This is a genomic window from Neobacillus phoenicis, from assembly GCF_047302305.1.
Lineage (GTDB): Bacteria > Bacillota > Bacilli > Bacillales > Cytobacillaceae > Neobacillus.
In genome coordinates this window covers 3,775,332-3,802,281 of record NZ_CP154847.1, presented here as the reverse complement: position 1 = coordinate 3,802,281, position 26,950 = coordinate 3,775,332, and the positions used below count along the sequence as shown (strand labels likewise).

Below are 26,950 nucleotides of genomic sequence, written 5' to 3'. Positions count from 1 at the left end.
AAAAAAGAGGGAAGAGAGAATGGAGAATATAGAGCAAGTAATCTTTCAAATTATCTTGCATGGCGGCAACGGTCGGAGTGCTGCCATGGAAGCCATGCAGTCAGCCAAACAAGGAGATTTTGCAAGTGCACGAAAAAAATTAATGGAAGCCGAAAATTCATTAAATGAGGCACATCATATCCAAACATCACTCATTCAAGGGGAGATAAGGGGAGAAAAAACGGAAATGTCACTTTTAATGGTTCATGCACAAGATCATTTAATGAATGCAATGACAGTGAAAGATATGGCAGCAGAAATAGTTGAGCTATATAGTAGAATAAATGATTAAATTAATTGTTAACGCAGATGATTTTGGCTTAAGCAAGGGAGTTAACTATGGAATAATTGACAGCTATTTGTATGGAATTGTCAATTTTACAACCATGATGATGAATATGGATGGGACCGAACATGCCATTCAATTGGCTAAAAAATATCCGGAATTGCGGGTTGGAATTCATCTTGTACTTACCTGTGGGAAACCACTAGTGAATAAGGTACCATCATTGGTTGATGAGACTGGGTATTTTAAGTCTTGTACTACTTTAATTCCAAATGATATTTCATTACAGGAACTGGAAAGAGAATGGACTGCTCAGATCGATCGACTTATCGATTCGGGCCTTAAACCAACCCATCTCGATAGTCATCACCACGTTCACACCTTAGAAGAATTGGTTCCTGTGGTAAAAAAACTATCTATTAAATATGGGCTCCCTGTAAGGAAGAATGGAAGCGGATCTATTGATGGAGTGGACTCCTTCTCAGACTTAGCTTTGTTTGATTTTTATAATGATGGTGTAACACCTGATTATTTTGCAAAGCTGAAAGACCGTGTTAATGATGGTTTGACTGTTGAGGTAATGTGTCACCCAGCATACTTGGATAATAACCTTTTAACTGGGTCATCTTATGCGTATCAGAGATTAACAGAGTTAGAAATTCTTCAATCAGTTACATTACCCAAGAACATAACATTAGTGTAAATCGTTGGACATAAAAACTATTAAACCTTCTTACTGATGGGCAACTCCATTACAGTTAAGGAGGTTTTTTCCTATGTTTCTTAAAAAAACCCCAAATCATTATATTGCACTCGTCTTTTTTCGACTAAAACTTGCAAGAAACTCATTAAATTTATATATTTGTAGATCCATATTAATTGATAACAGGCTTAAAGTCCTATTTAATAACCCCCATAGTAATCTATTAGATCGTTAATTAACATAAGAATTGAAGTATTTATGAAGCCATCCACTCTTCGATTGAAATCAAAGTAAAGGATAAAACACCTACGATTACTAATGGAAGAGAAAAACAATTGAAGGAAGATACGGGGGCAATCAGCTTCGGAAATGTCGTTTGGAGCGGAAAAGATAGTAAAGATTCTCGTGAAGTGACGATTGAAAACAAGGGAACAGAAGAAAAAAACTTTGATGTAAGTGTAAAATTCCAATCTGGCGTAAGAGGATCACAGGATGCAGCGAAGAATGGAGTGGTAGTAAATACAGATCAATCCTTTAAAGTGCCAGCAAACAGCCATGTTACTAGAAACGTATCTCTTTTGATTCCAGCAACAGCTGAAAAAGGCATTTATGAAGGGTATATCGTGTATACAAATCATGATGATCTATCAGAAACGTATCAAATTCCATTTGGCACCCACTATGTGGAAGAAGGGTTTCAAGAAGTTAAACTTGATCGTCAATCCATGACCACTGATCGAAATAATTTAGCGAATCCATTTTTCTATCCATATGTTTGGGCTACTATCAACTTAAAGTCGCACATGAGATACGTTGATGTAGTACTCACAGATGCAAACACAGGTGAAGATTTAGGATTATTAGGTACATTCGATTCCATTTCACGTGATGAGAATACACCATACGCTATTGCAGCCTTTATGGGGGCATATTATCCATTTACCAACGATGATAATAATCCGATCAGCTCAACAGCAGCTTTAGCTAAAGAAGGCCATTACAAGCTGAAGTTCATTGGATATAATGACGAGGGTAAAACGTTTATCAATGAACAAGATTTGATTGTTGATAATACAATGCCTTCTAAATTTGATGTTCAAGTAGATGGAGAAAAAGAAGGTAATCCATTTATTGAGTATAAGGCGGATCAACAAACAGTAGGAATGCACGCTTCCATCCAGGACAAAGGTGTCGATGTCATGAATGAAGCTGGCATAAAGGCTAATCAATCTCAAAATATTATTGGATATTTTTATAATAGCCCTTGGGTAAGCGGCTTGCTTCCATTAGATGAAAATGGAAAAATGAGTGACGAAATCGCTATGGCTCCAAATTTAGAAGTGTTAAATCTTCGTTTTGAAGGCGTTGACCAAGCAAGAAACTCATATGGTAATAAACAATATTTCTTTGTAAAAGAAGGTACTCCGTATGTGTACGGCCAACCGAATATTAAGACGAGATTAAACCGTGCTTATACAAAAATCGGAGATACGGTCACAATTACGCTTACTGCTAATAATATGAACAAATTGAAAGAAGCAGTTTATAACTTTACAACGAAGCCAGTGGACACAAATATAGTCAACATTGCGTTGAATCCTGCTGCAAAGAATCTAGGTGGACAGTTAAACGTCACCTCAACCAATCCAAATAGCACATCCATCAAGACAGATGTAAAGGTGACATTTGATGGATCATCGGAGGTAACGGGTGATATCCCAATGGTGGATGTGACGATTAAAATCCCAGAAATGAAAGATGTAAATGGTTATTCTAGCTTCAATTTTGTAAATTCGACATTTACAAGTGTAGACAATACGGTAAAGAAACCATTTACGTATATCACGCCTATTAGTATTTTGACTGCTTTCTCTTCTGTCATTAGTTATATTCATCCTGAAGCTTTCTCAAATCCAGATGGAACTTTGATAAAGACAGACTTTACAAAAATCGGTTCCAATGTAACCACCCAAGATAGCGAAGGAAATATCTACACAGGGTCAATGGATACGAGAGGACAATTTTATATTACGGGATTACCGGTTACTAAAGATGAATTTACAGTTATCCAAGACATTCCTGGTCACTTCACAACCTACGGTAAATTTACAGATGCTTATATTACAATAGATGGCGTGATGTATGGATATTCGAAGAGAGTAGGTACAGAAACAGTTGACGATGCAGCAGCTGGAGACGTTAATAAAGATGATGTCATCGATATCATGGACGCACTCGCAATCCAAAATGATTGGGGTACAAACAAACACAGTTCAGATATTAACTTTGACGGAACTGTCGATGCGAGAGACTTTGCTTTTGTAGAAAAGAATTTCTTAATGAAAAATCCGACAGTTGATCATGCTCCAAAAGCGGAAAAGCAATACAAGGGTAAAACATTGGTTGATATCAAAAAAGATTTAGGGATTCAGTAATTAAAATAATAATCTAAATAAACCTGTCTCTTCTTTTGAGGGGCAGGTTTATTTTTGTAGGGCACAAATTACATAAATTAGTGTTATTTGGGAAATATATAAAGAACTTAAGGGAAGTGGAGGAAGAGGATCTATGTGGAAAAAAGCTCGACTAAAAAAGCATAAAAAGGTAGAAGCCTCGATATCCTCCAACGACCATTTATATAAGGATCTTAATGAAAATGTTGCTCGAATAAAAGAAGAGTTAGGTCAAGCTTCAGACTTAATAGTTCGATTAATTAAGCATAAAGAGGTTCCTGTATTTGGTGTCATTCATATTGACGGGATTTCAAATACACAAGATATTAATGAACATATAATAGAACCTCTCTTATCCTATAAAGACAAACTGGACTTTGAATTATTAAGGGATGAGTTGGAACAAACTATCTCCATCTCAAATATTAAAGTTAAAAACATTATTGGGGACATCCTTACATCAATCATCTCTGGAAACACAATCATTTTAATTGACGGTGATACTAATGCTCTTATACTTGATACAAAAGAATTTCAATCACGCGGGATCACGGAACCGTCAACACAGACGGTCATAAGGGGACCGAAAGACGGTTTTACAGAAAATCTACGTACTAACACTTCAATGGTCCGAGGTCGTATTCAAAGTCCCAATTTACGTCTTGAATCGATGAAAATTGGAGAAGTAACGCAGACGGCTGTTGAAATTATGTATATCAAAAGCATTGCGGATGAATCCATTGTTAGTGAAGTCAGGCAGCGTCTTGAAAAAATCAAAATAGATGGGATTCTCGAATCAGCCTATATAGAAAGCTTTATCCAAGACAAACAGCATACACCATTCCCTACTGTACAAAATACAGAACGTCCAGATGTGGTGGTGGGGAATTTACTTGAAGGTCGCGTTGCCATATTTATTAGCGGTACTCCATACGTTCTAATTGTCCCTGCAATTTTTACTCAATTTTTCCAATCTCCAGAAGATTATTACCAGAATCAATATATCGGCAGCATGTTACGGTTTTTGCGCCTAGCGGCCTTCTTCCTTGCTCTTTATGCACCTGGTTTATATGTGGCCATGATTTCTCAACATCAGGCACTGATGCCGACCGTTTTACTAGTCAGTATCGCGGCACAAAGGGAGGCCGTCCCATTTCCTGCTGTAATCGAAGCTTTCATCATGGAGATCACATTTGAAATTCTAAGGGAAGCGGGTATACGAATGCCAAGAGCGGTTGGGCCAGCTCTTTCTATCGTAGGAGCTTTGATCCTCGGACAAGCTGCTGTGCAAGCAGGTTTTGTTTCAGCTGCAATGGTCATTATTGTTTCACTAACGGCAATTGCTAGCTTTGCACTCCCAAATTACAATATTGGAATCACTGCACGAATCCTCCGTTTCCTGTTTATCATTATTTCTTCTTATGCCGGGTTGTATGGACTTTTAATTGTTTCACTTATCATTGGCATGCATATGTGTGGTTTGCGCTCGTTTGGGGTTCCCTATCTTGCTCCTATCGCCCCGTTTCGACTTAACGAGCAAAAGGACGTTTTATTCCGCTTTTCCATACAAAGCATTTTAACTAGACCATCTCCTGCAAATAAAGATAATAAAGAAAGAATAAGGAAAATAAATGAGGGTGATTCTTGTGAAAAATAAATTATGTTTTATAATCATAATCTTATTTGCTACCCTCACAGGGTGCTCTAATTACAAGGAACTAAATACGCTCGCTATTGTTGTTGGAATGGGTATCGATTATATCCCAAATAAAGAACTATACAAGGTTATTATCCAATCCATTGTTCCAAGTGAGAATGCTGCACAAGGGACGGGTTCTGGGGGTACACCTGTTGTCAGCTTCATTTCTACTGGAAAAACCCTTACTGAAGCTTTACAGGCCAACTCAAGAATATTATCGCGGGAGAATATTTTTTCTCACATTGAGTTAGTAATATTAGGCGAACAATTGGCGAAAAAGGAAAGTTTAAACTTTCTATTTGATTTTTTTGAGCGAGATGCAGGAATCCGTGTGAATGTCCCAGTCCTTATTGCACGTGGTTCAAGTGTAAAAATGACAATGGATATACTTCCAACAACCGATAAAGTCGCAGTGCGCTCCATCGTAGGAAAATTGAAGAGTGCCTCTGAACAAACAGGGGAATATGGAGAAACAAAAATGTACGAAATCATTGAAAACCTATCCAATTTCGGGTCAGAACCAGCGATACATGGTATTAGTGTAAAAGGAAGTAAGAAAACTGGTACTACAAAAGCAAATTACGAAGATATGGAAAAGACATACACTACTCTTAATGGGACCGCTATTTTTAGAAAGGGAAAGCTTGTAGGCTGGATAGATGGAAAAAGGTCAAAGTCAATTCAGATTATTCACAACAAGATAAAAGTTACCGACTTGAGAATTCACTGTGATAAAAAAAGGTTTAACACAATTAAGGTGAACCGCTTAAAAAGTCAATCAAAAGTAGACATAAAGAATAATCAAGTACTTATCACGGTTACCGCAAATGGGTCAGGTTTTATAAATGAGCTGCTTTGTAACAAGGATATAAGTAAGCGTGATGTGATGAAAGAATATGAGCATGAAGCAGAAAGTGAATTGGAAAAGGCAATTAAAGAAGGGATTGTAGCTGCACAAAAAATGAAAAGTGACGTGTTTGGATTTGGAGAAATCCTACGCTATACTCATCTTAACAAATGGAACAAATCCAGGCAGCAATGGAACGAATTGTTTTCACGAGCAAAGATAAATGTACATGCCAAAATAGATATTGAGGGCACAGGTATGAGAATTAAACCTTATCCCTATTAAAGCAGGAGTTGAAATACAAGATGGAACAGGTGAAAATTAACGGGTTTCAGTTGTTTAGTGTCATATTTTTATTTGAATTAGGAAGTGCTATTCTCGTAGGGTTGGCAAGGGAAGCAAAACAGGATGCCTGGATTACAGTTATCATTGGAATTGCCTTTGGCATCCTTCTTTATACTATTTATACTAAGCTTCATACCATGTATCCTTTATTGCCGCTAACCGGTTACCTTCGAAAAATCCTCGGTGGTTATTTAGGCTGGTTCGTAGGACTATTGTATGTGATTTATTTTATTTACATTGGTTCTCGGGTATTACGTGATTTCGAAGAACTTTTAGTGATTTCAGTATATCGGCAAAGTTCAAATTTGGCAATTGGTATCGTTATGGTTTTATGTGTCATGTATGCTGCCTATAAGGGCCTGGAGGTATTTTTTCGCATATCCGAGCTTTGCCTATTTATTATCGTGTTTATGGTTCTTTTTCTTATCTCTTTTGAAATAGCAAGTGGGATTATTAAGTTCTATCATCTGCGTCCTATTTTAGAACATGGTTGGCGCCCGATCTTTAAAACATTATTTCCGACTACTATGACTTTCCCATTCGGTGAGATGCTTGCGTTTACGATGCTCCTGCCTCATTTAAACAAACAAGAAACAGCCAAAAAAATTGGAATTACAGCAATTGTCTTTAGTGGTTTGGTTTTAACATTATTTACTATTATAAATATCGCGATCGTTGGTTCAAATATTATGGAACGTTCTGCTTTTCCTATTCTTACAGCTGTAAGCTACATTAACATAGCTGATTTTATCCAGAGACTAGATATTCTAGTGATTATTAGTATGGTCATATTAGGTTTTGTAAAAATAACCGTTTTCTTCTTTTGCGCAATTATTGGTACTGCCAATTTGTTTGATTTGAAACAACCCCAAAAATTAATTTATCCAATGGGGATTATTTTATTGATTAGTTCCCTAATCATCGCACATGGTTATATTGAGCACATTAAAGAAGGGCTAAAAGTAGTACCATACTACTTGCATCTCCCTATGCAAATAGGTATTCCTATTTTAATATTGGTAATTGCCTTAATAAAAGAAAAAGTTAAAGGTGCACATGCATAATAATTGCTGTGTCCCATAATGTCTTTTGATAGAGGGGTAACAATCTTGGTTACTGAAAATACCAATTGTCATTTAAAAATAGTGAGAACAGTTTGCTAGTTATCCTTGTTATTTTTTATGTAATGGTAAGACTTTGAGATAATGAGTGGGAGGAAAAAAATTAAAATTGTAACATATTCTGGCGCAGTTCTCTTTTGCTCAATTTTTAAAAAGGCACTTAAAGCTTCATAAACATCAAGTCCTTGAAGCACATCCATTAAAATAGCAAGGGCTATTACGAGTAAAAATAAAAGAATGAAAATGAATATTTGTTTCATTTTAATCACCAATCTAATCATTTTTCTGTTATTATTTGTAAATCAACCAAATTTATCCCCCAATCATACTCATTGGGGAGAATATAAGGAATATAGCATCTAGGAGGAGTAACATGAAGAAAAATTTTAGGGGAAATTTGGTGCTGTTTTCATTGTTATTTGTAATTGCCAGCTTGGTTTTTGGCAACAATTTTGCTAAATCTAAATCTACAAAAAAAGAAAACATCCACAAAAATCAAATAACCGTTTATCTAGCTGGAGATTCGACTGTTTCTGATTATTCAAGCTCTTTAGCACCTAGGGCAGGGTGGGGACAGGTATTGGAAAAATACTTCGATGATCAAGTTGTTGTAAATAATGAAGCTACACCTGGTAGAAGCTCGAGAAGCTTTATAGATGAAGGTCGACTTGATTCGATCTTAAATCATATTGAAAAGGGAGACTACCTTTTTATCCAATTTGGCCATAACGATGAAAAGATAAAGGATCCGACTCGATACACAGAGCCGTATTCCACCTACAAAAGGTACTTAAAACAGTACATTGACGGTGCGCGTGCAAAACAGGCTATTCCAGTCCTTCTGACTCCAGTTGAACGAAGATATTTTACAGAAGATGGCGTACTAAGCGATACGCACGGTAAATATCCTAATGCGATGAAAGAGCTAGGGTTAGAAGAACATGTACCTGTCATCGACCTTACTGAAGGAAGCAATACCTTGTTCCAAAAGCTTGGGCCAGAAAAAACGAAGAATGTATTTCTTTGGCTTGATGCTGGAGAGAATAGGAACTATCCAAATGGTGTAAAGGATAATACACATTTCCAGGTAGCTGGTGCTAAGAAGATTGCACGTCTGGTGGTCGATGGGATTGAAGAATCTAAGCTAGTGCCGCTTAGTAACCACATCTTAAAATAGTAAGCTTGACTAAAAAAAGAGGGCAGACCACTTATGTGTCTGCCTCTCCTTAATCGCTACATTGTTAACATTAAAATATCCAAGTTGGAAATTTGATTGGAACCTGAGTCTCGGATACTTTTTAATCGATTAATATCCAGAAGGTCTATCGTTCGATTTGATAATCGGATTAACTTTTGATTCTTCCACTTGTTCAGTATTTTATTTACTGTGATCCTTGAGGTACCTATGTAACGGGCAAATGAGGTTTGGTCAATGAAAAAATTACCATTTTCGTTAATTAGCTTTAATAGATAGTGAGCCATCTGTTGTTCAACAGGGAGTTAAGAAAGGATATAATTTCTGCTAATATTCTAAATTTGTAGATTAATGAATTGGTGAAGATACATGCGGCTTCAGGGTGCTCGGTGCAAATCTTTTCTAATGCTTCATCTGAAAATGATAGATTACAGATGGACTGGTTGTGATCGCAGAGGTTAAATAGGCTTCCTTTCTAGCCCCATGTTCACCAAACAACATTCCTTCTGGAACATAGTTAACCGTCCGTTCCACTCCTTCTTGTGAAAAGAGAGTGATTTTGATTCCTCCAGTAAACAATAAAAAAAACCCTCTCCCTTCATCTCCCTGATGGTAAACGACTGAATTTTCCTCCATTTGAAGTTTTTTCCATATTTTATATACGGACTCCATGCATATCGAAGATTTTTCATATCATCACCTTCCCAAGCAGTTTTTTTAATTCGTCGGGTTTTTTTATTAAGAATTTTTTACCATGAATCTCTATGATTTCTTCTTCTTTCCATTGTTTTAAAACCTTATAGATGGTAATTCTTGTTAATCCTGTACACTTAGTCAGGTCTTGTTGTGTGAGAGGAACTTCAAAATTCTTAAATACGTAACAAATATTCAGAAGGATGACAGAGAGTTGTTGTTCAGGTAAAAGAGTGTCCAAGTATATTTTATCAGCAAGAATGTGCATTTTATGGATGACGGTTTTGATAAACATATTTAGAATGGAGGGTTGAAATTTTATTAGTTTTTGAAAATGCTCACAAGAAAAAAAATAGAGGATGGAGTCATTAACAGCTGTAGCCGTTGTAAAATGGGGCTGACGGTCCATTGCTTGAACACCTAATAGCTGTCCGGGTATGGCGATGTTTAACAAGCGCTCTTTTCCAATCGCAGTTGTTGTCGTTACTTTAATTAATCCCTTTTGGATAAAATAAAATCCGTCCCCCGTTGTGCCTTGCTGGTAAATACATGCTTTTTCTTTAAAAAATTGCCTAGTACCAAAATTCAAACAGGACTCCCAATTTATATCACTATCAAACAGGATTGCCACCAAATCACTCCTAAGTGAAATTTAACTGCTTAGGTAGAAAAAATAAATTTTAATGGTAATTTTGTTAACGTTTACATTTTAATATAGATTACTTAATTCGTATTGTTAAAATCTCATAACAATTGGCAGAAAAAAAGTTTTTTAATGTTACAATCCAGAATCTCAGCTTTAGCTAAAGAAGTAGTCTTTATGCAGAAGGCATTAAAATCGTCTGAAGAAAAATTAGTAGGAATAGTTCATTAAGTCTATGCCAATCGTTGAACTGAAAATAGTAGAAGGCAGAGAACCAAATGTCAAAAAGAAGCTAGTGAAAGATATTACCGATGTCATTGCTGAGAATCTTAGTGTTCCACATGACAAGATCCGGATTCTGTTATATGAAATTCCGGCAGAAAATTGGATCGTTGGGGGAACCCCAAAATCAAGTTCACCTTAATAATGAGAGGAGACGATTATTTATGTCAAGTTCGTTAAAGCCAATAAACCTATGGGGATTTATAGAAGAAAATAAGGACTTACTAAAACCGCCAGTTAATAACAAGGTCGTTTGGAAAGATTCAGAGTTAATGTTTATGGTAATAGGTGGCCCGAATAAACGACGCGATTTTCACGTGGATCCTTCTGAGGAGATTTTCTATCAAATTAAGGGTGATTGCTACGTTGAGATTATTAATAACGAGGGAAAGCGAGAAGTTATTACTGTGAAAGAAGGGGAAGTTTTCCACCTGCCACCGAATGTTCCTCATTCGCCTCATCGTGTTGCCGATACGATTGGTATTGTAATCGAACGAGACAGAGCTACAGGAGAATTAGAGGATTTTGTATGGTTCTGTGATGAATGTGATCATGAGATGCACCGAGTTACCGTTCAATTAACAAATATTGAGGTGCAAGTGAAAGAAGCAATCAACGGTTTTAATGGTAATTTAGAGCTTCGTACTTGTAAGAATTGTGGACATATCATGCCAGAAGAAGCGAGTGAATGGAAATGCGAGTAGATTTTCATACACATATTATCCCTGAGAATTTTCCTGACTTTGCAACTAAGTACCAAAATGACAAGTGGCCTGTACTACAACCTACCTGTTCATGTGGTGCCAATATCATGGTGGCAGGCAAAGTTTTTCGAGAAGTGACAGACCAGGTTTGGAGCCCTGAGAAACGAATTAGTGATATGGAAAAAGAAAATGTAGATATACAGGTTTTATCACCTATTCCTGTTACCTTTTCTTACTGGGCACCACTTGAAGAAGCAATAGCTATGGCAAGATTCCAAAATGATTTTATTGCAGAAACGGTATCACAGCATCCTACCAAGTTTATTGGGTTAGGGACGGTCCCTCTGCAGGATGTGTCAGCTGCAATTCGGGAATTGGATCGCTGTGTGCATGAACTAGGATTAAAAGGTGTTGAAATTGGTACAAATATTAACGGAAAAAATCTTGATGATGAATCGTTAGTAGACTTTTTTGCAATGTGTGATAAGTGGAATGTGCCAATATTCGTTCATCCATGGGAAACATTAGGAAGAGAGCGATTTGCCTCACATAACCTAATGTATACAGTTGGGATGCCAAGTGAGACAGCATTAGCTGCCGCAAGTCTTATCTTAGGCGGAGTTATCGAGAAATTTCCGGGACTGAAAATTTGTTTTTCTCATGGCGGTGGTTCACTTCCTTACATCCTTCCAAGGTTGGATCATGGATGGAATGTGTGGCCGCATTTGCAGATGACAGAAAAGCCTCCAAGTTTTTATGCTAAGAAATTTTTCTATGATTCGATCGTTAATAACCCAGTGAATATTAAGTTTTTGGTTGAAAAATTTGGAGCAGAACAAGTCATTATGGGGTCCGATTATCCATTCTTACTCCGTGAAACTCCACCAGGGAAAATTATAGATGATACCTTAACACTTACTGAAGCGCAGAAAAGAGCCATGTTAGGTGAAAACGCATTACGATTCTTAAACTTACCGGTTAATCAACTAATCTAGCAGGAAAAGAGATGAGAACATGGTAGAAAAAGTGATGACACCAGAAGAGAGATTAGCAAGTCTTGGTTTGAAGTTGCCGCCTCTTCGCTCCGCTTCTGGAAATTATGTTAGCTGTGTTCGAACAGGGAATCTTATTTTCACCTCGGGTCAGGGTACTGATGAATATCGTGGAAAGCTTGGTGATGATGTATCCGTAGAAGTTGGTTACCAGGCCGCAAGACAGTGCATGCTTAATCTTTTAGCAGTTGTTAAGCATGAGGTGGGTGAACTCAGCAAAGTAAAACGGGTGGTCAAAATTCTTGGGTTTGTCAATAGTACTCCTGATTTTACTGCTCAGCCAAAAGTAATGAACGGCTCCTCCGATTTATTGGTTGAAGTGTTTGGGGAAAAGGGAAGACACGCGAGATCGGCAGTAGGGATGGCACAGTTGCCCCACAATAACGCAGTTGAGGTTGAGATGATTTTAGAGGTTGAGGATGGTGATCAACATGAGTAAATTGCTTGAAAAACAGCTACAAATGAATGATGCAAGGCTATTTATTGATGGAGAATACGTTGAGGCTATTTCAGGAGAAACCTTTGACACGATTAATCCAGCAACCAATCAAATGTTAGCTTCAGTCGCAAGTGCAAGTGAAAAGGACGTAGAAAGAGCTATACAAGTTGCACAACGAACCTTCGAGAGTGGTATTTGGAGCAAAATGCCAGTTGAAGAGCGAGCAAAAATTCTCTGCCGCATGTCAGACCTAGTAATGGAACGTGTAGATGAGCTGGCTTTAATTGAAACCTTAGACGTAGGCAAACCAATTAAAGAAAGCAGAGATTTTGATATTCCCAGAGCGGCATCCAATTTACGATTTTTCGCTGAAATGGCTAAATATATCCATCACGAGCATTATGAACAATTCAAGCATATGAGCTATACAAAATATTCGCCAGCTGGTTTAACAAGTTTAATCATTCCTTGGAATTTACCTTTTATGCAAATGACTTGGAAAGCTTCTGCTGCCTTAGCTGCAGGGAATAAGGTAATAGTTAAACCAGCATCCTATACTCCGTTAAGTGCAGTCATGTTAGGTGAAATTGCCAATGAAGCAGGATTACCGCCAGGAGTGTTGAATATACTTACAGGACCAGGTGGTACAGTTGGTACGGCTATGACTACTCATCCTAACGTTCGTCGAATATCCTTTGTTGGGGAAAGTTCGACTGGTAAAACGGTTATGAGAAATGCCGCATCACAGTTAATTCCCGTATCATTAGAATTAGGTGGAAAGTCTGCCAATATTGTATTTGAAGATGCAGATTTAGACGAAGCAGTTGCGGGATCTATTGAGGCAATTTTTAGAAATCAAGGCGAAATTTGTTTAGCGGGTTCCCGATTGTTAGTGCAAGAATCTGTTTATGATAAATTCCTCGAAAAATTTGTTGCAGCCGTTAAGAATATCAGAGTTGGCGATCCATTGGATGAAAGTAAGGATATGGGTCCGCTGATATCCCAAAGTCATTTAGAAACTGTCGACAATTATGTTCAAATAGGAATTTCCGAAGGAGCTAAGCTTGCAATTGGCGGCAAGCGAGTAGAAGGATTAACACAAGGGAATTTTTACGAGCCTACTGTACTCTATGATGTAAATAATAAAATGAGAGTAGCCCAGGAAGAGATTTTTGGCCCAGTTTTAGTAGTCATTCCATTTAAAACAGAAGAAGAAGCGATTCAAATAGCCAATGATTCTATTTACGGGCTGGCAGGCGTCGTTTGGTCAAATGATCTCAGACGTGCCCATCGTGTAGCGGATCAAATAAATTCAGGCTTATTCTGGATCAATTGTTGGTACTATCGGGATTTACGAACTCCATTCGGCGGTTCAAAGGCAAGCGGGATTGGCAGAGAAGGCGGACGCCACAGCTTTGAATTTTATACAGAGGCCAAGACAATTACAATGAAATTATAAGATTGAAAGTGAAAGGTGGCTGATGGGCCACTTTTTATCTATAAATATGGCAAAGAGAGGTGCAGTTTAATTGAAAATTTTAGTAGAATCGATTGCTCAAGAATTACTTGATGCAGAAAGTCATCAGTATTCAGTAGCTTCATTAACACAGCGCTATCCTGAGTTGAATGTGGATGATGCGTATCGTATTCAGCTCCAAGTGATTGATAAAAAGATGAATGAAGGGCATGAGGTAATCGGGAAGAAGGTAGGACTTACAAGTGCAGCAATGCAACAAATGCTTGGTGTCAATGAACCAGATTACGGCCACCTTTTAAAAAATATGAAAATAGCAGATGGGGAAACGGTGAAAATAACTGAATTCATTAGTCCAAAGGTGGAAGCGGAGATTGGTTTTATTTTAGACCGTGACTTAGAAGGGCCAAATGTGAATTACCTGGATGTATTAATGGCTACAAAATATGTCGTTCCTACTATAGAAATTATTGATAGCAGAATAACAGATTGGAAAATTAAATTAGTTGATACAGTGGCAGATAATGGATCATCAGCAAGGGTTGTTGTAGGAAATAAGCTATCAACGATCGAAGGCCTGGATTTACGAACGCAAGGAATGGTCCTTTATAAAAATGAAGAGCTTGTGGCAACTGGGTCCGGAACAGCAGCGCTCGGCCATCCGGCACAAGCAGTGGCCTGGTTAGCAAATAAGCTGCATGAATTTGGTATTCACTTAAAAGCGGGTGAACTCATTCTTCCTGGAGCACTTTCTAGTGCCATCGCTGTAAAAGCTGGCGACACGATTACGGCAAAATTCGGTCCATTAGGAACAGTTTCGGTCACATTTGAGTAAGGGAGGTTTTTATCATGGGGAAAATAAAAGCTGCAATTATTGGTTCGGGAAATATTGGTACGGATATAATGTATAAGCTTGAAAGAAGTGATTGGATAGAATTAACGGCCATAATTGGGATTGACCCAGAATCGGATGGCTTGAAACGAGCACGTGAACGTGGCCTTCAAGTTTTTTCAAATGGAATTCAGGGACTAATAGACTCACCTGATCTTGCAGACATCGTTTTTGATGCAACATCTGCTAAAACACATGTTAGACATGCGAAAATTTTACGGGAGTTAGGTAAACTTGCCATTGACCTTACTCCTGCAGCTAGAGGGCCATTTGTATGTCCAGCTGTAAATATGGATGCACACTTGAATGAATGGAATGTAAATATGATTACTTGCGGCGGCCAGGCAACAATTCCGATTGTTCATGCCATTAATCGTGTGGCTGATGTAACCTATGCTGAAATCATTGCGACAATTTCCAGCAAAAGTGCAGGTCCAGGAACAAGGGCAAATATTGATGAGTTCACGATTACTACACGCAGAGGGATTGAAGAAGTCGGTGGAGCCGATCAAGGAAAAGCTATTATTATTTTAAATCCGGCAGAACCGCCTGTGATTATGCGTGATACTGTTTTTTGCGAAGTTAAGAATTTGGAAAAGGACCGCGTTCTCCAATCTATTTATGAAATGATTGACACTGTAAAGCAATATGTACCAGGTTATCGATTAAAACAAGAGCCATTATTCGATGGAAATAAAGTGACTGTTTTCTTGGAAGTTGAAGGGGCAGGAGATTACTTTCCTAAATATGCCGGGAATTTAGACATTATGACAGCGGCAGCAGTTAAAGTGGCTGAAGATTTTGCCCGTTCACAATTGGGCCAAAAAACGGTTGGAACTGCCGCATTGGATTAATCATTTATGGGGAGGACATTGAAAGATGAATGTAAATAAAAACCTGCCAATCAAACTTACCGAGGTATGTTTACGAGATGGGAGTCACGTCGTTTCACACCAATACACAGAGGATCAAGTACGTTCGGTAACACGTGCTTTGGATCGTGCTGGCATGCATTATATCGAAGTGAGTCATGGTGATGGATTAGGCGGATCAACGCTCCAGTACGGACGTTCATTGGTAAATGAAATGAAATTAATCGAAGCAGCTGTAGAGGAATCAAAACAGGCAAAGATTGCGGTATTGTTGATTCCTGGAATTGGCACAGTTCATGAACTGAAACAAGCACACGGTCTTGGCGCTGGTTTGGTCAGGGTTGCAACACACGTAACAGAAGCAGATGTATCAGCACAGCATATTGCCATGGCAAGAGAATTAGGAATGGAGTCATTAGGATTCCTCATGATGGCCCACATGGCACCCGTTGAAAAATTAGTGGAACAGGCGAAACTCATGGAGAGCTATGGTGCACAAGCTGTTTATGTGACAGATTCTGCCGGTGCCCTTTTACCGCATCAAGTTCGTGAACGAATTCGAGCCCTTAGAGAGTCGTTAGATATTGAAATAGGTTTTCATGCTCATAATAATTTATCACTTGCTGTTGCCAATACGCTTGTTGCGATTGAAGAAGGAGCTACCCGCATTGATGGAAGTGTTCGCTGTTTAGGAGCAGGTGCAGGGAATACGCAGACAGAAGTGTTGGTTGCTGTACTAAACAAAATGGGAATCGATTTGGGTATTGATATTTATCAAATGATGGATCTCGCTGAGGATATTGTAAAACCGTTAATTCCTGGTTCACAGGAAATTAGTAAAGGTAGTTTAGTTATGGGGTATGCAGGAGTATATTCCAGCTTCCTTCTTCATGCCGAACGAGCAAGTAAACGATTTAACCTCGACCCTCGTGATATTTTACTTGAACTTGGCAAAAGAAAGGTTGTTGGCGGTCAAGAAGATATGATCCTTGATATTGCAGCTGAAATGGCAAATAAGAACAAAGTGGAGGTTCAATCATGACACTATTGCAAGGGGATGAACAAGAGATTGTAGAGTACCTGTTAGTGGCAGAAAAGGAACAACGAGAAGTAGAAAAAATCACCACAAGTTATCCATCATTAACGTTTGAACAGGCGTACGAAATACAACAAAAATTAATCGATCTTAAAGAACAGGAAGGGCAGCGCCGAATCGGTGTAAAGCTCGGATTAACGAGTAAGTGATTGCCATGGGGTGCGCAATTGGAACGGGCCTTTTCCTTGGTAGTGGTCTGGCTATTAGTACTGCAGGTCCTGGTGTATTAATAAGTTATGGAGTCGGTGCCATTATCGTCCTTCTTTTAATGGGCTGCCTTTCTGAGATGACGGTGGCTCATCCTACCACTGGTGCTTTTGGTACGATAGCTGAGAAATATGTTAGCCCATTCGCAGGATATCTTGTGAAATATTCCTATTGGGTTGCTAACGTTCTTGCTGTTGGTGTAGAGGTAAGTGCCATTGCTGTATATATGAAGTACTGGTTTCCTCAAGTGCCAGGAATGGTTTGGATATTATTATTTGCAACGGTTCTTATTTTTGTCAATGCTACAAGTGTAAATGCTTTTGGGACATTTGAATATTGGTTTTCAATGATTAAGATTAGTGCAATTGTTGGATTCATTTTGTTAGGGTCATATATTCTATTTGGTGGTTCACATCATTCCGATTTAGGGCTAGAAAACCTAGTAAATGATAGAGGCTTTTTACCGTTCGGATGGTGGGGAGTGTGGGTTGCGACATTTATTTCCTTATTTAGCTTTTTAGGCACAGAATTGATAGCGGTTACAGCTGGTGAAGCAAAGGATCCAGATGTTGCAGTTCCCAAAGCGTTGAAAGCTACTGTTTTTCGCTTATCCACCTTTTATATTTTGACACTTGGTATTATGTTAATGATAGGTTCCTTGGAAATCAGCGGGTGTGGAAGAAAGTCCTTTCGTAAAGGTTATGGATCTTTTAAGTATTCCAGGGGCGTCAGGAATCATGAATTTTATTATTCTAACAGCAGCCCTATCATCTATGAACAGTCAATTATATGCTTCAACTCGAATGATGTTTTCGCTTTCCAAAGGAAATGATGCTCCGGCTTTTTTAGGGAAATTAAGCAAAAAAGGAGTTCCACTAAGAGCACTTGCTGTTTCTACACTGGGGATTTTTCTCGCTGCATTAGTTAGTGCTATATTACCGGGTTCGTCATATGCTTTTATGATGGGAATATCCATGTTTGGTGCAATCTTTACCTGGTTTATGGTGTTTGTTTCACATTTATTTTTCAGAAGAAAGTGGGAGAAATCCGGCGGCAGGAAATTGCCTGTAAAAATGGTAGGTTTCCCATATTTAACAAGCATTGGAGCAATCCTTTTATTAAGTTTAATGATTACAACTTGGTTTACAGATTTTAAAATCATGCTTCAATTTGGTATTCCATGGTTACTTTTTTTAACTGTTTCTTATTTTGTTTTTAAAAAGAGGCCATCCAATCATCCTGAAAAGAAAACAAAAGATATCTTAACTGAAAATGTTAATTAAGTTTTTATCAGTAGTTTATTAATAAATGAGGGAGGCAAAAATATCATGAGTACCCAAGAGAAAAACACAAACATTGAACTAGAAAAAGAGATTCAAACAGATTTCCAGAAATCAATGTCATACGGTGATTACCTTCATCTAGATAATATTTTATCAAGTCAAAATCTAGTATCAGATCACCATGATGAAATGTTATTTATTATCATTCATCAAGCAAGTGAGCTATGGATGAAATTAATTATTCATGAACTGACAGCCGCAATTGGGTTTATAAGACGCAATGACCTGGAACCATCATTTAAAATTCTGTCACGAGTTTCTAGAGTCCAACAGCAATTAATACAATCGTGGAGTGTGCTTTCTACCTTAACACCTTCAGAGTACTTGGAATTTAGAGATAAACTGGGGAAAGCTTCTGGGTTCCAATCTTATCAAAATCGTTTAATAGAATTTGCTTTAGGAAACAAAAATATTCATACTCTAGCAGTCTATCAGCATCAACCGGAGTTATATGAAAAAATGCTGGATGCACTTCAAAAACCAAGTATATATGATGCTGCAATCCATGCTCTTGTTGCACGGGGATTACCTATTGATCAAGAGGTCATCGATCGCGATTTATCAAAAGACTATGAACCAAATGCCAGTGTAGAAGAAGCGTGGCTAACAGTCTATCGCAATGTCGATCAATACTGGGATTTATATGAATTAGCTGAGAAATTAGTCGATATTGGTAATCAGCAACAATTATGGCGCTTTAATCATATGAGTACCGTTGAAAGAATTATTGGTCATAAGCAAGGGACAGGAGGATCTTCGGGCGTATCCTATTTAAAAAGAGTGGTGGATCAGAAGTTTTTTCCTGAACTTTGGAGTTTACGAACGAAGCTATAAGTAGTAGTCTTTTCTATCCATTCACAATATTCATATACTCATATATTATTAATATGAGAAGATATGCTGAGGGAATGGAGGGGCATTGTGAACACAGACCAAGCTTTTGACTTTTTAAGGCAAGCCGGAGTGACAGAGGATATCTGTATTCAAACGGTCCGGCGTTGGCTTCGTGAAAGAAAGATAAATTACGAAGGCAATGGTCTTCGAATATCAGGGTACATACTCGAGGATACGGATCAGGCTTTTGACATGTTAATGGACGCAGGTGTCCCGGAAAGCATAAGTACTCAATTAGTGAGACGCTGGCTCAGAGAAGGCAAGATTCAAAATGTGGGCAATGGGACTCGGGAAAATGAAAGCATGCCAAAGGAAAAGGTAATAAATCGTGGCGCATATACTGACCAGGATAAAATGATTCGTCAGTTAAAAGCAAAAATAAAAGCTCAGGAAGAGCATATTGAAGGAATGGAAAAGCTACACCAGAATTCAATAAACACCTTAATTCAGCAAAGAAATAAACTAAAAATAGAGATCGCCCACATAGACAAAGAAAAAAATGAATTACAAAAGGAAACCAAAAAGTTACTTCAAGAGAATATTGATTTGCGAAATGAATTGTTAAAGATTAAAGAGGAACTTTCTAGAGGGTCTAAAAGAGAACAAGAGCAGACGCATACTCCGCCGCCTCCGATGCAGACCAATCATCGGCAAAAATTAGGACTTTCAAAAACAGCTAGTCCTAAGGAAGTTCTAGCAGGGTATAAAAAATTATTAATAAAAACACATCCTGACCACGGTGGAAATGCAGCCGCTTTTCATTATATTAAAACCGACTATGATCAGTTTAGAAGTACAAATAAAGAAAAATAAAATTGGGGACAGTCCCCCGCTGCTTTAACGCAGTGGGGGACTGTCCCCAAAATTAGTTAAATAAAGATTGTTCCTGCTACGAAAATACTTAAGAATGACCCAAAGATTAAACCAATTCCTGCAAATGCCATTAATAAGGCCCCGTGAACTTTACTCCGGTTAATATACGTCATAAAGCCCATAAATAAAGCTAAAATGCCAAATACGATTGGGAGAAACAGAAACGAAATAGCTGCAAACAACCATCCAAAAACAACGAACGCGATTCCAGATTTTTTACCGGTAGACTTTTCTGGATAAAGGACGGTAACGCTACCACAACTTTGACAAATAGCTGAGTTAGCTAATTCAGCAGATCCACCTTGAGAATGATACATTTTTTCATCCACCCCATTTTCATTCTTTAAATTATGATATATTGTATTTTGAATATAAAGAATATTATAAAAATTAAGTTTAGAATATCATATTTTGAAAAAAATTCAAGCAAAACGAATTTAAAAAAAGAAGAACACGATAATGCATCGTGATCTTCAAGGATTTTATTCATTAGCAATCAGTATGTTTCTTTAGATGAAGGGGTGGAGGGATTAACCAACCTTTTTCTTTATTTAGACGCAATACCTTTGCACCAAGTGCCATTTTTTGAGCATGGAATTGACCATACATCATAGCAACATCTTCACGAATTGATTTACCAATTACCTGACTACAGGCAACTAGTCCAGCTGCAATATCAACAGACAGACTAGCAGCAATTGCTGGGTCAGGAATTCGTGCACCTACTGGAATATCCTCTAAACATGCCTCTGGAGGCTCAGGTGCTGCAGGAGGTAATCCAATCCCGTTTTCCTTTAAAAGTTCTTCAATATGCTTTTTTTCCTGTTGGCAGTTTTCAATTGCTTCGACGATTAACTTTTTCAAATCATCGTCACCCGCATGGTTCAGCATTGTTTGGTATCCAGCAATCAAACTGTTTCCAGCTAAAAGAGAAGCCCATATATCAAACACTTCTCCGTAATGTAAAGGCTCCTCTTTAGGGTTTCCATTTAATATTCCCATCGTAACCCTCCTCAAATTATAAGAAAATTTATTCACTTAAAGTGCCACCTTTCTTGAAGCACATCAGGTAGTTTGCCCTTGAAAATTAAAATAATTTATTTTTTGTATTACTAAAAAAATTCATTGCGAGTGATCGATTTAGAAAGTATAAATTCATTGAAAATAATTAACCTAAAATGGAGTGGTTACATTAACGAGTAAAGAAAGGGAGAATAATAATGGAACAAGCAGGAGTAAATAATTCTATCCAAACACACTTGAATAACTATAAACAAGGAATTGGAAGCTACACGCAGATGATGCCAGAATTAATTGGTGCATACAATGAATTTACCGGTGCGTGTTTTAAAGAAGGAGAAGTTTCTCAAAAAAATAAACATTTAATTGCACTTGGAATAAGTGTTTATTCGCAGGATGAATATTGCATTATTTATCATACAAAAGGATGCATTGATCAAGGCTGTACTGAGAAAGAAATTTTTGAAACAATAGGAGTTGCTGCAGCACTTGGAGGCGGAGCGGCCATGAGTCAGGGAGTCACATTGGTTCAGGAGTGTATGAATCAACTCTCAAATATGAAGCATTAATTAAATAAGAAGCAGGATTCCTTTGGGAACCTGCTTCTTATTTTTCTTCTCACTCTATTGGGGTTAATTTACAATTTTGTACCAATTTTTCTTGGTTTGTTCATATTCTGTTCATAATTAACATGTATGCTAGATGTTAGGTGATTTGGAACTAATCACATATAGCCAAATCAATAAAACTTTGTAATAATACGTTTCTAGAAGGCAGGTGTAAAAAAATGAATACATTACTTCACAGAGGTCAAAGTATTTTTAATAAATATATTGGCTTTTTCTTTTTGACAGTTATTTTCCTTTGGATTAAAACATATATCGTTCAATTAACACAATTTGATTTAGGCGTGGAAAATTCCTTACAAAAGTTTTTACTATTTTTCAATCCGTTAGGATCTTCGTTACTATTTTTAGGTTTATCTTTTTTCCTTAAAGGAAGAAAGAAATATATAGGTCTTATTGTTATAGAATTTTTTATGTCTTTTTTATTGTATGCGAATGTGTTATTTTACCGTTTCTTCAATGATTTTATTACATTGCCAACCTTAACTCAGACGCAGAACTTTGGAGATGTAAGTGGAAGTGTAACTTCTCTATTAAGACCATATGACTTTTTATTTTTTATTGATATTGTTATTTTAATAGGATTACTTGCATTTCGTTTAGTGAAAATCGAAATTAAGGATATGAATAGAAGAAATGTATCTGTACTTTTCTCATTGTCATTAGCGATTTCTTGCGCTAATTTATCTCTAGCTGAAGTCGATCGACCTCAATTATTAACAAGAGGTTTTGACCGCAATTATATAGTTAAATATTTAGGAATGTACAATTACACTATTTATGATGCAGTTAAGAGCACGAAGGCCTCTGCTCAAAGAGTTATGGCAAATAGTGATGATATGACAGAAGTGATAAACTATACAAAATCTAACTATGCTGAGCCGAATCCTAAATATTTTGGTGCTGGAAAAGGGATGAACGTGATTTACTTGCATCTTGAATCCATGCAAAACTTCCTTATTAACTACAAGTTAAATGGAGAAGAAGTTACACCATTCTTAAATTCATTAGTTAATGAAAAGAATACTCTTTACTTTGATAACTTTTACCATCAAACAGGACAAGGTAAAACATCAGATGCTGAATTTATGTTAGAGAATTCATTATTTGGATTACCACAGGGATCCGCTTTTACAACTAAAGGTCTTAACACTTACCAAGCAGCACCAGCCATTTTAGGCCAACAAGGGTATACGTCTGCTGTGTTCCACGGAAATTCGGGAAGCTTCTGGAACAGGAATGAAATTTATAAGTCATTAGGTTATAACAAGTTCTTTGATGGCAACTATTATCAATTGAAATCGGAAGATCTTGCTGAATATGGTTTAATGGACAAACCTTTCTATAATCAGTCGATTCCATTATTAGAAACATTGCCAGAGCCCTTTTATACCAAGTTTATCACTGTCAGCAATCATTATCCGTATCCAATTCCTGCGAAGGATGCTACGATTGCACCGGCAACAACAGGTGATAAATCCGTTGACCAATACTTCCAGACAGCACGGTATGCTGATGAAGCTTTAAAGCAATTCTTTGATTACTTAAAGCAATCTGGACTATATGATCGTTCCATTATTATAATGTACGGTGACCATTATGGAATTTCAGAAAATCATAATAAAGCCATGAAACAAATTATTGGAAAAGAAATTACTCCTTTTGAAAGCTCTGGTTTACAACGAGTACCTTTATTCATCCGTGTACCTGGGATGGAAGGTGGAGTGAACCATGAATATGGTGGACAAATGGATATTCTTCCGACTCTTCTTCACTTATTAGGTACAGACACAAAAGATTATGTTCAATTTGGAACAGACCTGTTATCAGATCAGCATGATGACCTTGTACCGTTCCGAAATGGTGACTTTGTGAGTCCAACCATTACGTCGGTAGATGGTAAATTCTATGACTCTACTACAGGGATGAAACTTGAGCAGGAAAGAATTGATGAAGCAAAAAAATATCAGAAATCAGTCATGCAAAAATTAGCACTTTCTGATAAAGTGGTAAACGGTGATTTATTACGATTCTATACACCTCAAAACTTTACACCGGTTGACCGCACTAAATATGATTATAAAAAAGTGGACAGCACAACAACAGAAAAATAAACCTTAAAGGCTACCTAAGAAATTTCTTGGGTAGCTTTTTTATTTGCTTAAACTTCTTATCAATTGTTGTTGCATTAATTTGAATCCTTTTCCTAAAGCTAATAGAGGAAAGTAGTGAATGATAAGGGTGAGAATGGATGCGAAAGATTTGGCACATTTACAAAACTGATTGGGTCAACATTTTCAAAGTACCAACCGTTTTGTTATTAATTGCGGCGCTTATGGTTTTACCGTCGGCTTATGCTTGGATTAATATCAAGTCCATGTGGGACCCATATAGCAATACTTCAGGAATAAAAGTGGCGGTTACGAACGAAGATACGGGTGCAGAGCTTAATGGAAAAAGGATTAATGTGGGAAATGAAATCATAAGTACTTTAAAAGCTAATCATAAACTTGGATGGGTATTTGTCAATCAGGTTCAGGCAGTGCGAGGTGTAAAGAGCGGGAAATATTATGCCTATTTGCTAATTCCAAAGGACTTCTCTCAAAAATTAACTAGCATTTTAGAAATCAATCCGCAAAAACCAAAAATTGAGTTTGGAGTAAATGAAAAAATTAATGCGGTTGCACCAAAAATCACGAGCTCAGGTGCCTCAAGTGTCACAGCTCAAATCAGTCAGGCGTTTATTAAGACCGTCGGGAATGCCATTTTTTCTGGATTTTATAAGGTGGGTGTGGAGTTGGAGAAGAACCTGCCAAATATCCAAAAGGTAGAAAATCAAATTTTTGAACTTGAAAAGGCTTTACCTCAAATCCAAGAAATGGGGAAAAAAGCGATTGAACTAGAAGGGAAGTTACCAGAATTACACGAGAAAGGGCAGAAAGTGATAGAACTTGAACAAAGAATACCAGAGATTCAAAAAGCAGGGGAAAGTATATTAAAGGTTGAAAGTGCTTTACCACGAGTACATGAAGCTGGTGACAAAATAGTAGAGCTTCAAGCTAAAATGAATGATTTGAAACGGACCACTACTATTATTTCAGATGTTTTAGTGAGCATTTCGGATATAGAAGCAAAAGTGAAGGAGGCCATTGATCGGGCGAAGGAGACAGACCAGGTTAACACTAATGAAAATCAGGAAGCATTAAAACAGTTACAAGCTGACTTAGAAAAAATTCATGCAACAATCCAGGAAATACATTTAGGTCTACAGCAAAAATTGAGCACTGTGGAAAAGGATCTGAATACTGCCTCAAATTTTATTAGTAATAAATTGCCAGTCGTTGAAAAAAAAATCCATAATGCAGCTGATTTTGTAAGGAATGATTTACCAAAAGTGGAGTCAGATATTAGAAAAGCGGCGGACCTAGTTCGAACAAAGCTTCCTGAGGTAGAAAAGCTGATTCATAAAGCAGCTGATTTTGCTAGGAATGATCTTCCGGGTTTTGAGGAACAAATTAAAAATGCAGCAAATAAGCTCCGCCAATTTGAGAGAAGTGTGAATATCCGTGACCTAATTGAATTTCTTAAACATGACCCTGAAAAAGAGAGCAGCTTTCTTTCTAACCCAATTTTATTAAATACGAAAAGAATATTTCCTATTCCAAATTACGGTTCTGCCATGTCACCTTTTTATACGATGCTGGCACTATGGGTAGGCGCGACACTCCTTATAGCGTCACTTCGAGTAGATGTAGAGAACCCTAATTCTACATACCGTGGTTATCATCTATATATAGGAAGACTCCTGACGTTTTTGACAATTGGAATTTTCCAGGCTGCCATTGTCTCCCTTGGAGATTTGTTTTTAATTCAAACGTATGTAGTCGATAAACTTTGGTTTGTTTTGTTAAGTATTCTTGTTAGCATGGTATTTATCATTATTACGTATACTTTATGTTCGGTGTTCGGCAATATTGGGAAAGGGTTAGCGATTATATTTTTGGTACTGCAAATCTCGAGCTCAGGTGCAACTTTCCCGGTAAGTACGACCTCTTCATTTTTTCAAGCGATTAATCCTTTTATGCCTTTCACATACGCGGTAAGTATGCTTCGTGAGACTGTCGGCGGGATGGTGAAAGAGGTAGTAATAAGGGACATCTTTTTTCTCCTAGCTTTTGCAGCCGTAAGTTTCTTATTAGCTCTTGTTTTAAAAAAGCCTCTAGAGAAACGAATAAAACAAACTGCGCAAAAGGCTAGAACAACTAAAATAATTCCATAATGAAAGAGCAGCTCAAATGATCAGAGCTGCTCTTTCATGAGTTCCCATTAAACTTTATCGAATAATAGTTTCTAGTGCGACTTCAATCATATCGTTAAAAGTACTTTGACGCTCTTGTGAAGTGGTTTGTTCTCCTGTAAGGATATGGTCACTGACAGTTAAGAGAGTTAAACCATTTACCCCAAATTTAGCCGTTTGGTAATAAAGACCGGCTGCTTCCATTTCAACAGCAAGAACTCCATGTTTACTTAGTTTGCTATATGGGTCTTCCTTTTCAGAGTAAAAAATGTCAGATGAAAGAACCGTTCCTACATGAAGATTAAGCCCTTTTTCGACTCCAAATTCGTAGGCGTTTTTTATCAATTCAAAATTCCCGGTTTGAGGTACAGCATATCCAGGAAAGCTGTCACGAATAATCATTGAATCCGTTGCAGCAGCTTGTGCAATAATGACATCACGGATTTTTACATCTTCTTTAATAGCGCCACATGTCCCAATTCGAATTAAATTCTTTGCCCCGTATTCAGTGATGAGTTCATGAATATAGATGGATGCAGAAGGCATACCCATCCCAGTGCCTTGAACAGAAACACGCTTTCCTTTATATGTACCTGTAAATCCTAACATACCGCGAACATTATTATAGCAAACCGCATCTTCCAAAAATGTCTCCGCGATATATTTTGCCCGTAATGGATCTCCTGGCAGTAAGACAGACTCTGCAATTTCTCCAACCTTTGCCTCTATATGTACACTCATTTCATAGTCCTCCCATAGAATTGTAATAGGTGTCCCACTTATTTTCCAAAGTTAGCATAGCATAATGTCCTAATACAATCTGTTAAGGAGATAACTTCATTTTTGTGAACCAGT

28 protein-coding genes and 1 pseudogene are annotated in these 26,950 nt (G+C 37.5%); 22 read left to right on the top strand and 7 right to left on the bottom strand.

Features of this window, described 5'->3' with window-relative positions:
- Positions 1–19 precede the first annotated feature (19 nt).
- The 6 genes from AA0X95_RS19610 (at position 20) to AA0X95_RS19585 (ending at position 7,436) form a co-directional block, all read left to right on the top strand.
- Positions 20–331 carry a PTS lactose/cellobiose transporter subunit IIA gene (locus tag AA0X95_RS19610; RefSeq protein WP_413300807.1) on the top strand — a complete coding sequence of 104 codons (312 nt, stop codon included), beginning with the start codon at positions 20–22 and terminating at the stop codon, positions 329–331.
- On the top strand, positions 324–1,028 hold the full coding sequence (gene chbG / locus AA0X95_RS19605) for a chitin disaccharide deacetylase (RefSeq protein WP_413300805.1): 705 nt from the start codon (positions 324–326) through the stop codon (positions 1,026–1,028). The genes AA0X95_RS19610 and chbG overlap by 8 nt, the downstream gene beginning before the upstream one ends.
- Before the next feature lie 335 nt (positions 1,029–1,363).
- The gene (locus AA0X95_RS19600; RefSeq protein ID WP_413300803.1) at positions 1,364–3,463 is read left to right on the top strand and encodes a dockerin type I domain-containing protein; all 2,100 of its coding nucleotides are present in this window, start codon (positions 1,364–1,366) and stop codon (positions 3,461–3,463) included.
- A gap of 133 nt (positions 3,464–3,596) precedes the next feature.
- On the top strand, positions 3,597–5,138 hold the full coding sequence (locus AA0X95_RS19595) for a spore germination protein (RefSeq protein ID WP_413300801.1): 1,542 nt from the start codon (positions 3,597–3,599) through the stop codon (positions 5,136–5,138).
- Positions 5,128–6,312: a Ger(x)C family spore germination protein gene (locus tag AA0X95_RS19590; RefSeq protein WP_413300799.1), complete on the top strand. Its 1,185-nt coding sequence runs from the start codon at positions 5,128–5,130 to the stop codon at positions 6,310–6,312. Before AA0X95_RS19595 ends, AA0X95_RS19590 begins: the two co-directional genes overlap by 11 nt.
- Before the next feature lie 20 nt (positions 6,313–6,332).
- A complete protein-coding gene (locus AA0X95_RS19585) occupies positions 6,333–7,436 on the top strand; it encodes a GerAB/ArcD/ProY family transporter (RefSeq protein WP_413300797.1) in 1,104 nt (367 codons plus the stop codon).
- A gap of 95 nt (positions 7,437–7,531) precedes the next feature.
- On the opposite strand, the gene AA0X95_RS19580 is transcribed toward AA0X95_RS19585, so the two are convergent.
- Complete coding sequence (locus AA0X95_RS19580; protein WP_413300795.1) at positions 7,532–7,753, bottom strand: hypothetical protein; 222 nt, start codon at positions 7,751–7,753, stop codon at positions 7,532–7,534.
- A 113-nt stretch (positions 7,754–7,866) separates the two neighbouring features.
- On the opposite strand from AA0X95_RS19580, the gene AA0X95_RS19575 reads away from it, so the two are divergent.
- Positions 7,867–8,670 (top strand): rhamnogalacturonan acetylesterase, encoded by an 804-nt coding sequence (locus AA0X95_RS19575; protein ID WP_413300793.1) that lies wholly within the window; start codon positions 7,867–7,869, stop codon positions 8,668–8,670.
- Between the two features lie 56 nt (positions 8,671–8,726).
- Here the strand turns inward: AA0X95_RS19575 and AA0X95_RS19570 are convergent, their stop codons facing one another.
- From AA0X95_RS19570 to AA0X95_RS19560, 3 genes are all read right to left on the bottom strand, one after another.
- Positions 8,727–8,975 carry a helix-turn-helix domain-containing protein gene (locus AA0X95_RS19570; protein WP_413300791.1) on the bottom strand — a complete coding sequence of 83 codons (249 nt, stop codon included), beginning with the start codon at positions 8,973–8,975 and terminating at the stop codon, positions 8,727–8,729.
- A 115-nt stretch (positions 8,976–9,090) separates the two neighbouring features.
- Positions 9,091–9,324: a cyclic nucleotide-binding domain-containing protein gene (locus tag AA0X95_RS19565; RefSeq protein WP_413300789.1), complete on the bottom strand. Its 234-nt coding sequence runs from the start codon at positions 9,322–9,324 to the stop codon at positions 9,091–9,093.
- Positions 9,325–9,376: 52 nt separating this feature from the next.
- Positions 9,377–9,970 carry a Crp/Fnr family transcriptional regulator gene (locus AA0X95_RS19560; protein WP_413300787.1) on the bottom strand — a complete coding sequence of 198 codons (594 nt, stop codon included), beginning with the start codon at positions 9,968–9,970 and terminating at the stop codon, positions 9,377–9,379.
- A gap of 289 nt (positions 9,971–10,259) precedes the next feature.
- Between AA0X95_RS19560 and AA0X95_RS19555 the strand changes: the two genes are divergently transcribed.
- The 12 genes and pseudogenes from AA0X95_RS19555 (at position 10,260) to AA0X95_RS19500 (ending at position 20,092) form a co-directional block, all read left to right on the top strand.
- On the top strand, positions 10,260–10,448 hold the full coding sequence (locus tag AA0X95_RS19555; protein ID WP_413300785.1) for a tautomerase family protein: 189 nt from the start codon (positions 10,260–10,262) through the stop codon (positions 10,446–10,448).
- Positions 10,449–10,470: 22 nt separating this feature from the next.
- Positions 10,471–11,010 (top strand): 3-hydroxyanthranilate 3,4-dioxygenase, encoded by a 540-nt coding sequence (locus AA0X95_RS19550; RefSeq protein WP_413300783.1) that lies wholly within the window; start codon positions 10,471–10,473, stop codon positions 11,008–11,010.
- On the top strand, positions 10,995–12,005 hold the full coding sequence (locus tag AA0X95_RS19545; protein WP_413300781.1) for an amidohydrolase family protein: 1,011 nt from the start codon (positions 10,995–10,997) through the stop codon (positions 12,003–12,005). The genes AA0X95_RS19550 and AA0X95_RS19545 overlap by 16 nt, the downstream gene beginning before the upstream one ends.
- 19 nt (positions 12,006–12,024) lie before the next feature.
- Complete coding sequence (locus tag AA0X95_RS19540; protein WP_413300779.1) at positions 12,025–12,501, top strand: RidA family protein; 477 nt, start codon at positions 12,025–12,027, stop codon at positions 12,499–12,501.
- On the top strand, positions 12,494–13,960 hold the full coding sequence (locus tag AA0X95_RS19535) for an aldehyde dehydrogenase (RefSeq protein ID WP_413300777.1): 1,467 nt from the start codon (positions 12,494–12,496) through the stop codon (positions 13,958–13,960). The genes AA0X95_RS19540 and AA0X95_RS19535 overlap by 8 nt, the downstream gene beginning before the upstream one ends.
- Positions 13,961–14,030: 70 nt before the next feature.
- Complete coding sequence (locus AA0X95_RS19530) at positions 14,031–14,810, top strand: 2-keto-4-pentenoate hydratase (protein WP_413300775.1); 780 nt, start codon at positions 14,031–14,033, stop codon at positions 14,808–14,810.
- A gap of 14 nt (positions 14,811–14,824) precedes the next feature.
- Entirely contained in the window at positions 14,825–15,721 is an 897-nt protein-coding gene (locus AA0X95_RS19525) for an acetaldehyde dehydrogenase (acetylating) (RefSeq protein ID WP_413300773.1), read from the top strand.
- Between the two features lie 25 nt (positions 15,722–15,746).
- On the top strand, positions 15,747–16,781 hold the full coding sequence (gene dmpG / locus AA0X95_RS19520) for a 4-hydroxy-2-oxovalerate aldolase (protein WP_413300771.1): 1,035 nt from the start codon (positions 15,747–15,749) through the stop codon (positions 16,779–16,781).
- Positions 16,778–16,984, top strand: coding sequence for a hypothetical protein (locus tag AA0X95_RS19515; RefSeq protein ID WP_413300769.1), 207 nt, complete (start codon positions 16,778–16,780; stop codon positions 16,982–16,984). Before dmpG ends, AA0X95_RS19515 begins: the two co-directional genes overlap by 4 nt.
- Before the next feature lie 5 nt (positions 16,985–16,989).
- Positions 16,990–18,325: pseudogene (locus tag AA0X95_RS19510) on the top strand (amino acid permease).
- 45 nt (positions 18,326–18,370) lie between these two features.
- A complete protein-coding gene (gene kynA, locus AA0X95_RS19505; RefSeq protein ID WP_413300767.1) occupies positions 18,371–19,219 on the top strand; it encodes a tryptophan 2,3-dioxygenase in 849 nt (282 codons plus the stop codon).
- Positions 19,220–19,306: 87 nt separating this feature from the next.
- Complete coding sequence (locus tag AA0X95_RS19500) at positions 19,307–20,092, top strand: hypothetical protein (RefSeq protein WP_413300766.1); 786 nt, start codon at positions 19,307–19,309, stop codon at positions 20,090–20,092.
- 56 nt (positions 20,093–20,148) lie between these two features.
- Here AA0X95_RS19500 and AA0X95_RS19495 read toward each other — a convergent pair whose 3' ends face one another.
- On the bottom strand, positions 20,149–20,469 hold the full coding sequence (locus AA0X95_RS19495; protein ID WP_413300765.1) for a hypothetical protein: 321 nt from the start codon (positions 20,467–20,469) through the stop codon (positions 20,149–20,151).
- 172 nt (positions 20,470–20,641) lie between these two features.
- Complete coding sequence (locus tag AA0X95_RS19490) at positions 20,642–21,154, bottom strand: DUF3231 family protein (RefSeq protein ID WP_413300762.1); 513 nt, start codon at positions 21,152–21,154, stop codon at positions 20,642–20,644.
- A gap of 218 nt (positions 21,155–21,372) precedes the next feature.
- On the opposite strand from AA0X95_RS19490, the gene AA0X95_RS19485 reads away from it, so the two are divergent.
- The 3 genes from AA0X95_RS19485 to AA0X95_RS19475 all read left to right on the top strand — a co-directional run bounded on the left by AA0X95_RS19485 (position 21,373) and on the right by AA0X95_RS19475 (position 26,077).
- Positions 21,373–21,741, top strand: coding sequence for a carboxymuconolactone decarboxylase family protein (locus AA0X95_RS19485; protein ID WP_413300760.1), 369 nt, complete (start codon positions 21,373–21,375; stop codon positions 21,739–21,741).
- A gap of 218 nt (positions 21,742–21,959) precedes the next feature.
- A complete protein-coding gene (locus tag AA0X95_RS19480) occupies positions 21,960–23,912 on the top strand; it encodes an LTA synthase family protein (RefSeq protein ID WP_413300758.1) in 1,953 nt (650 codons plus the stop codon).
- Between the two features lie 137 nt (positions 23,913–24,049).
- Positions 24,050–26,077, top strand: coding sequence for a YhgE/Pip family protein (locus AA0X95_RS19475; RefSeq protein WP_413300756.1), 2,028 nt, complete (start codon positions 24,050–24,052; stop codon positions 26,075–26,077).
- A gap of 54 nt (positions 26,078–26,131) precedes the next feature.
- Here AA0X95_RS19475 and deoD read toward each other — a convergent pair whose 3' ends face one another.
- Complete coding sequence (gene deoD / locus AA0X95_RS19470) at positions 26,132–26,836, bottom strand: purine-nucleoside phosphorylase (protein WP_413300754.1); 705 nt, start codon at positions 26,834–26,836, stop codon at positions 26,132–26,134.
- Between the last annotated feature and the right edge of the window lie 114 nt (positions 26,837–26,950).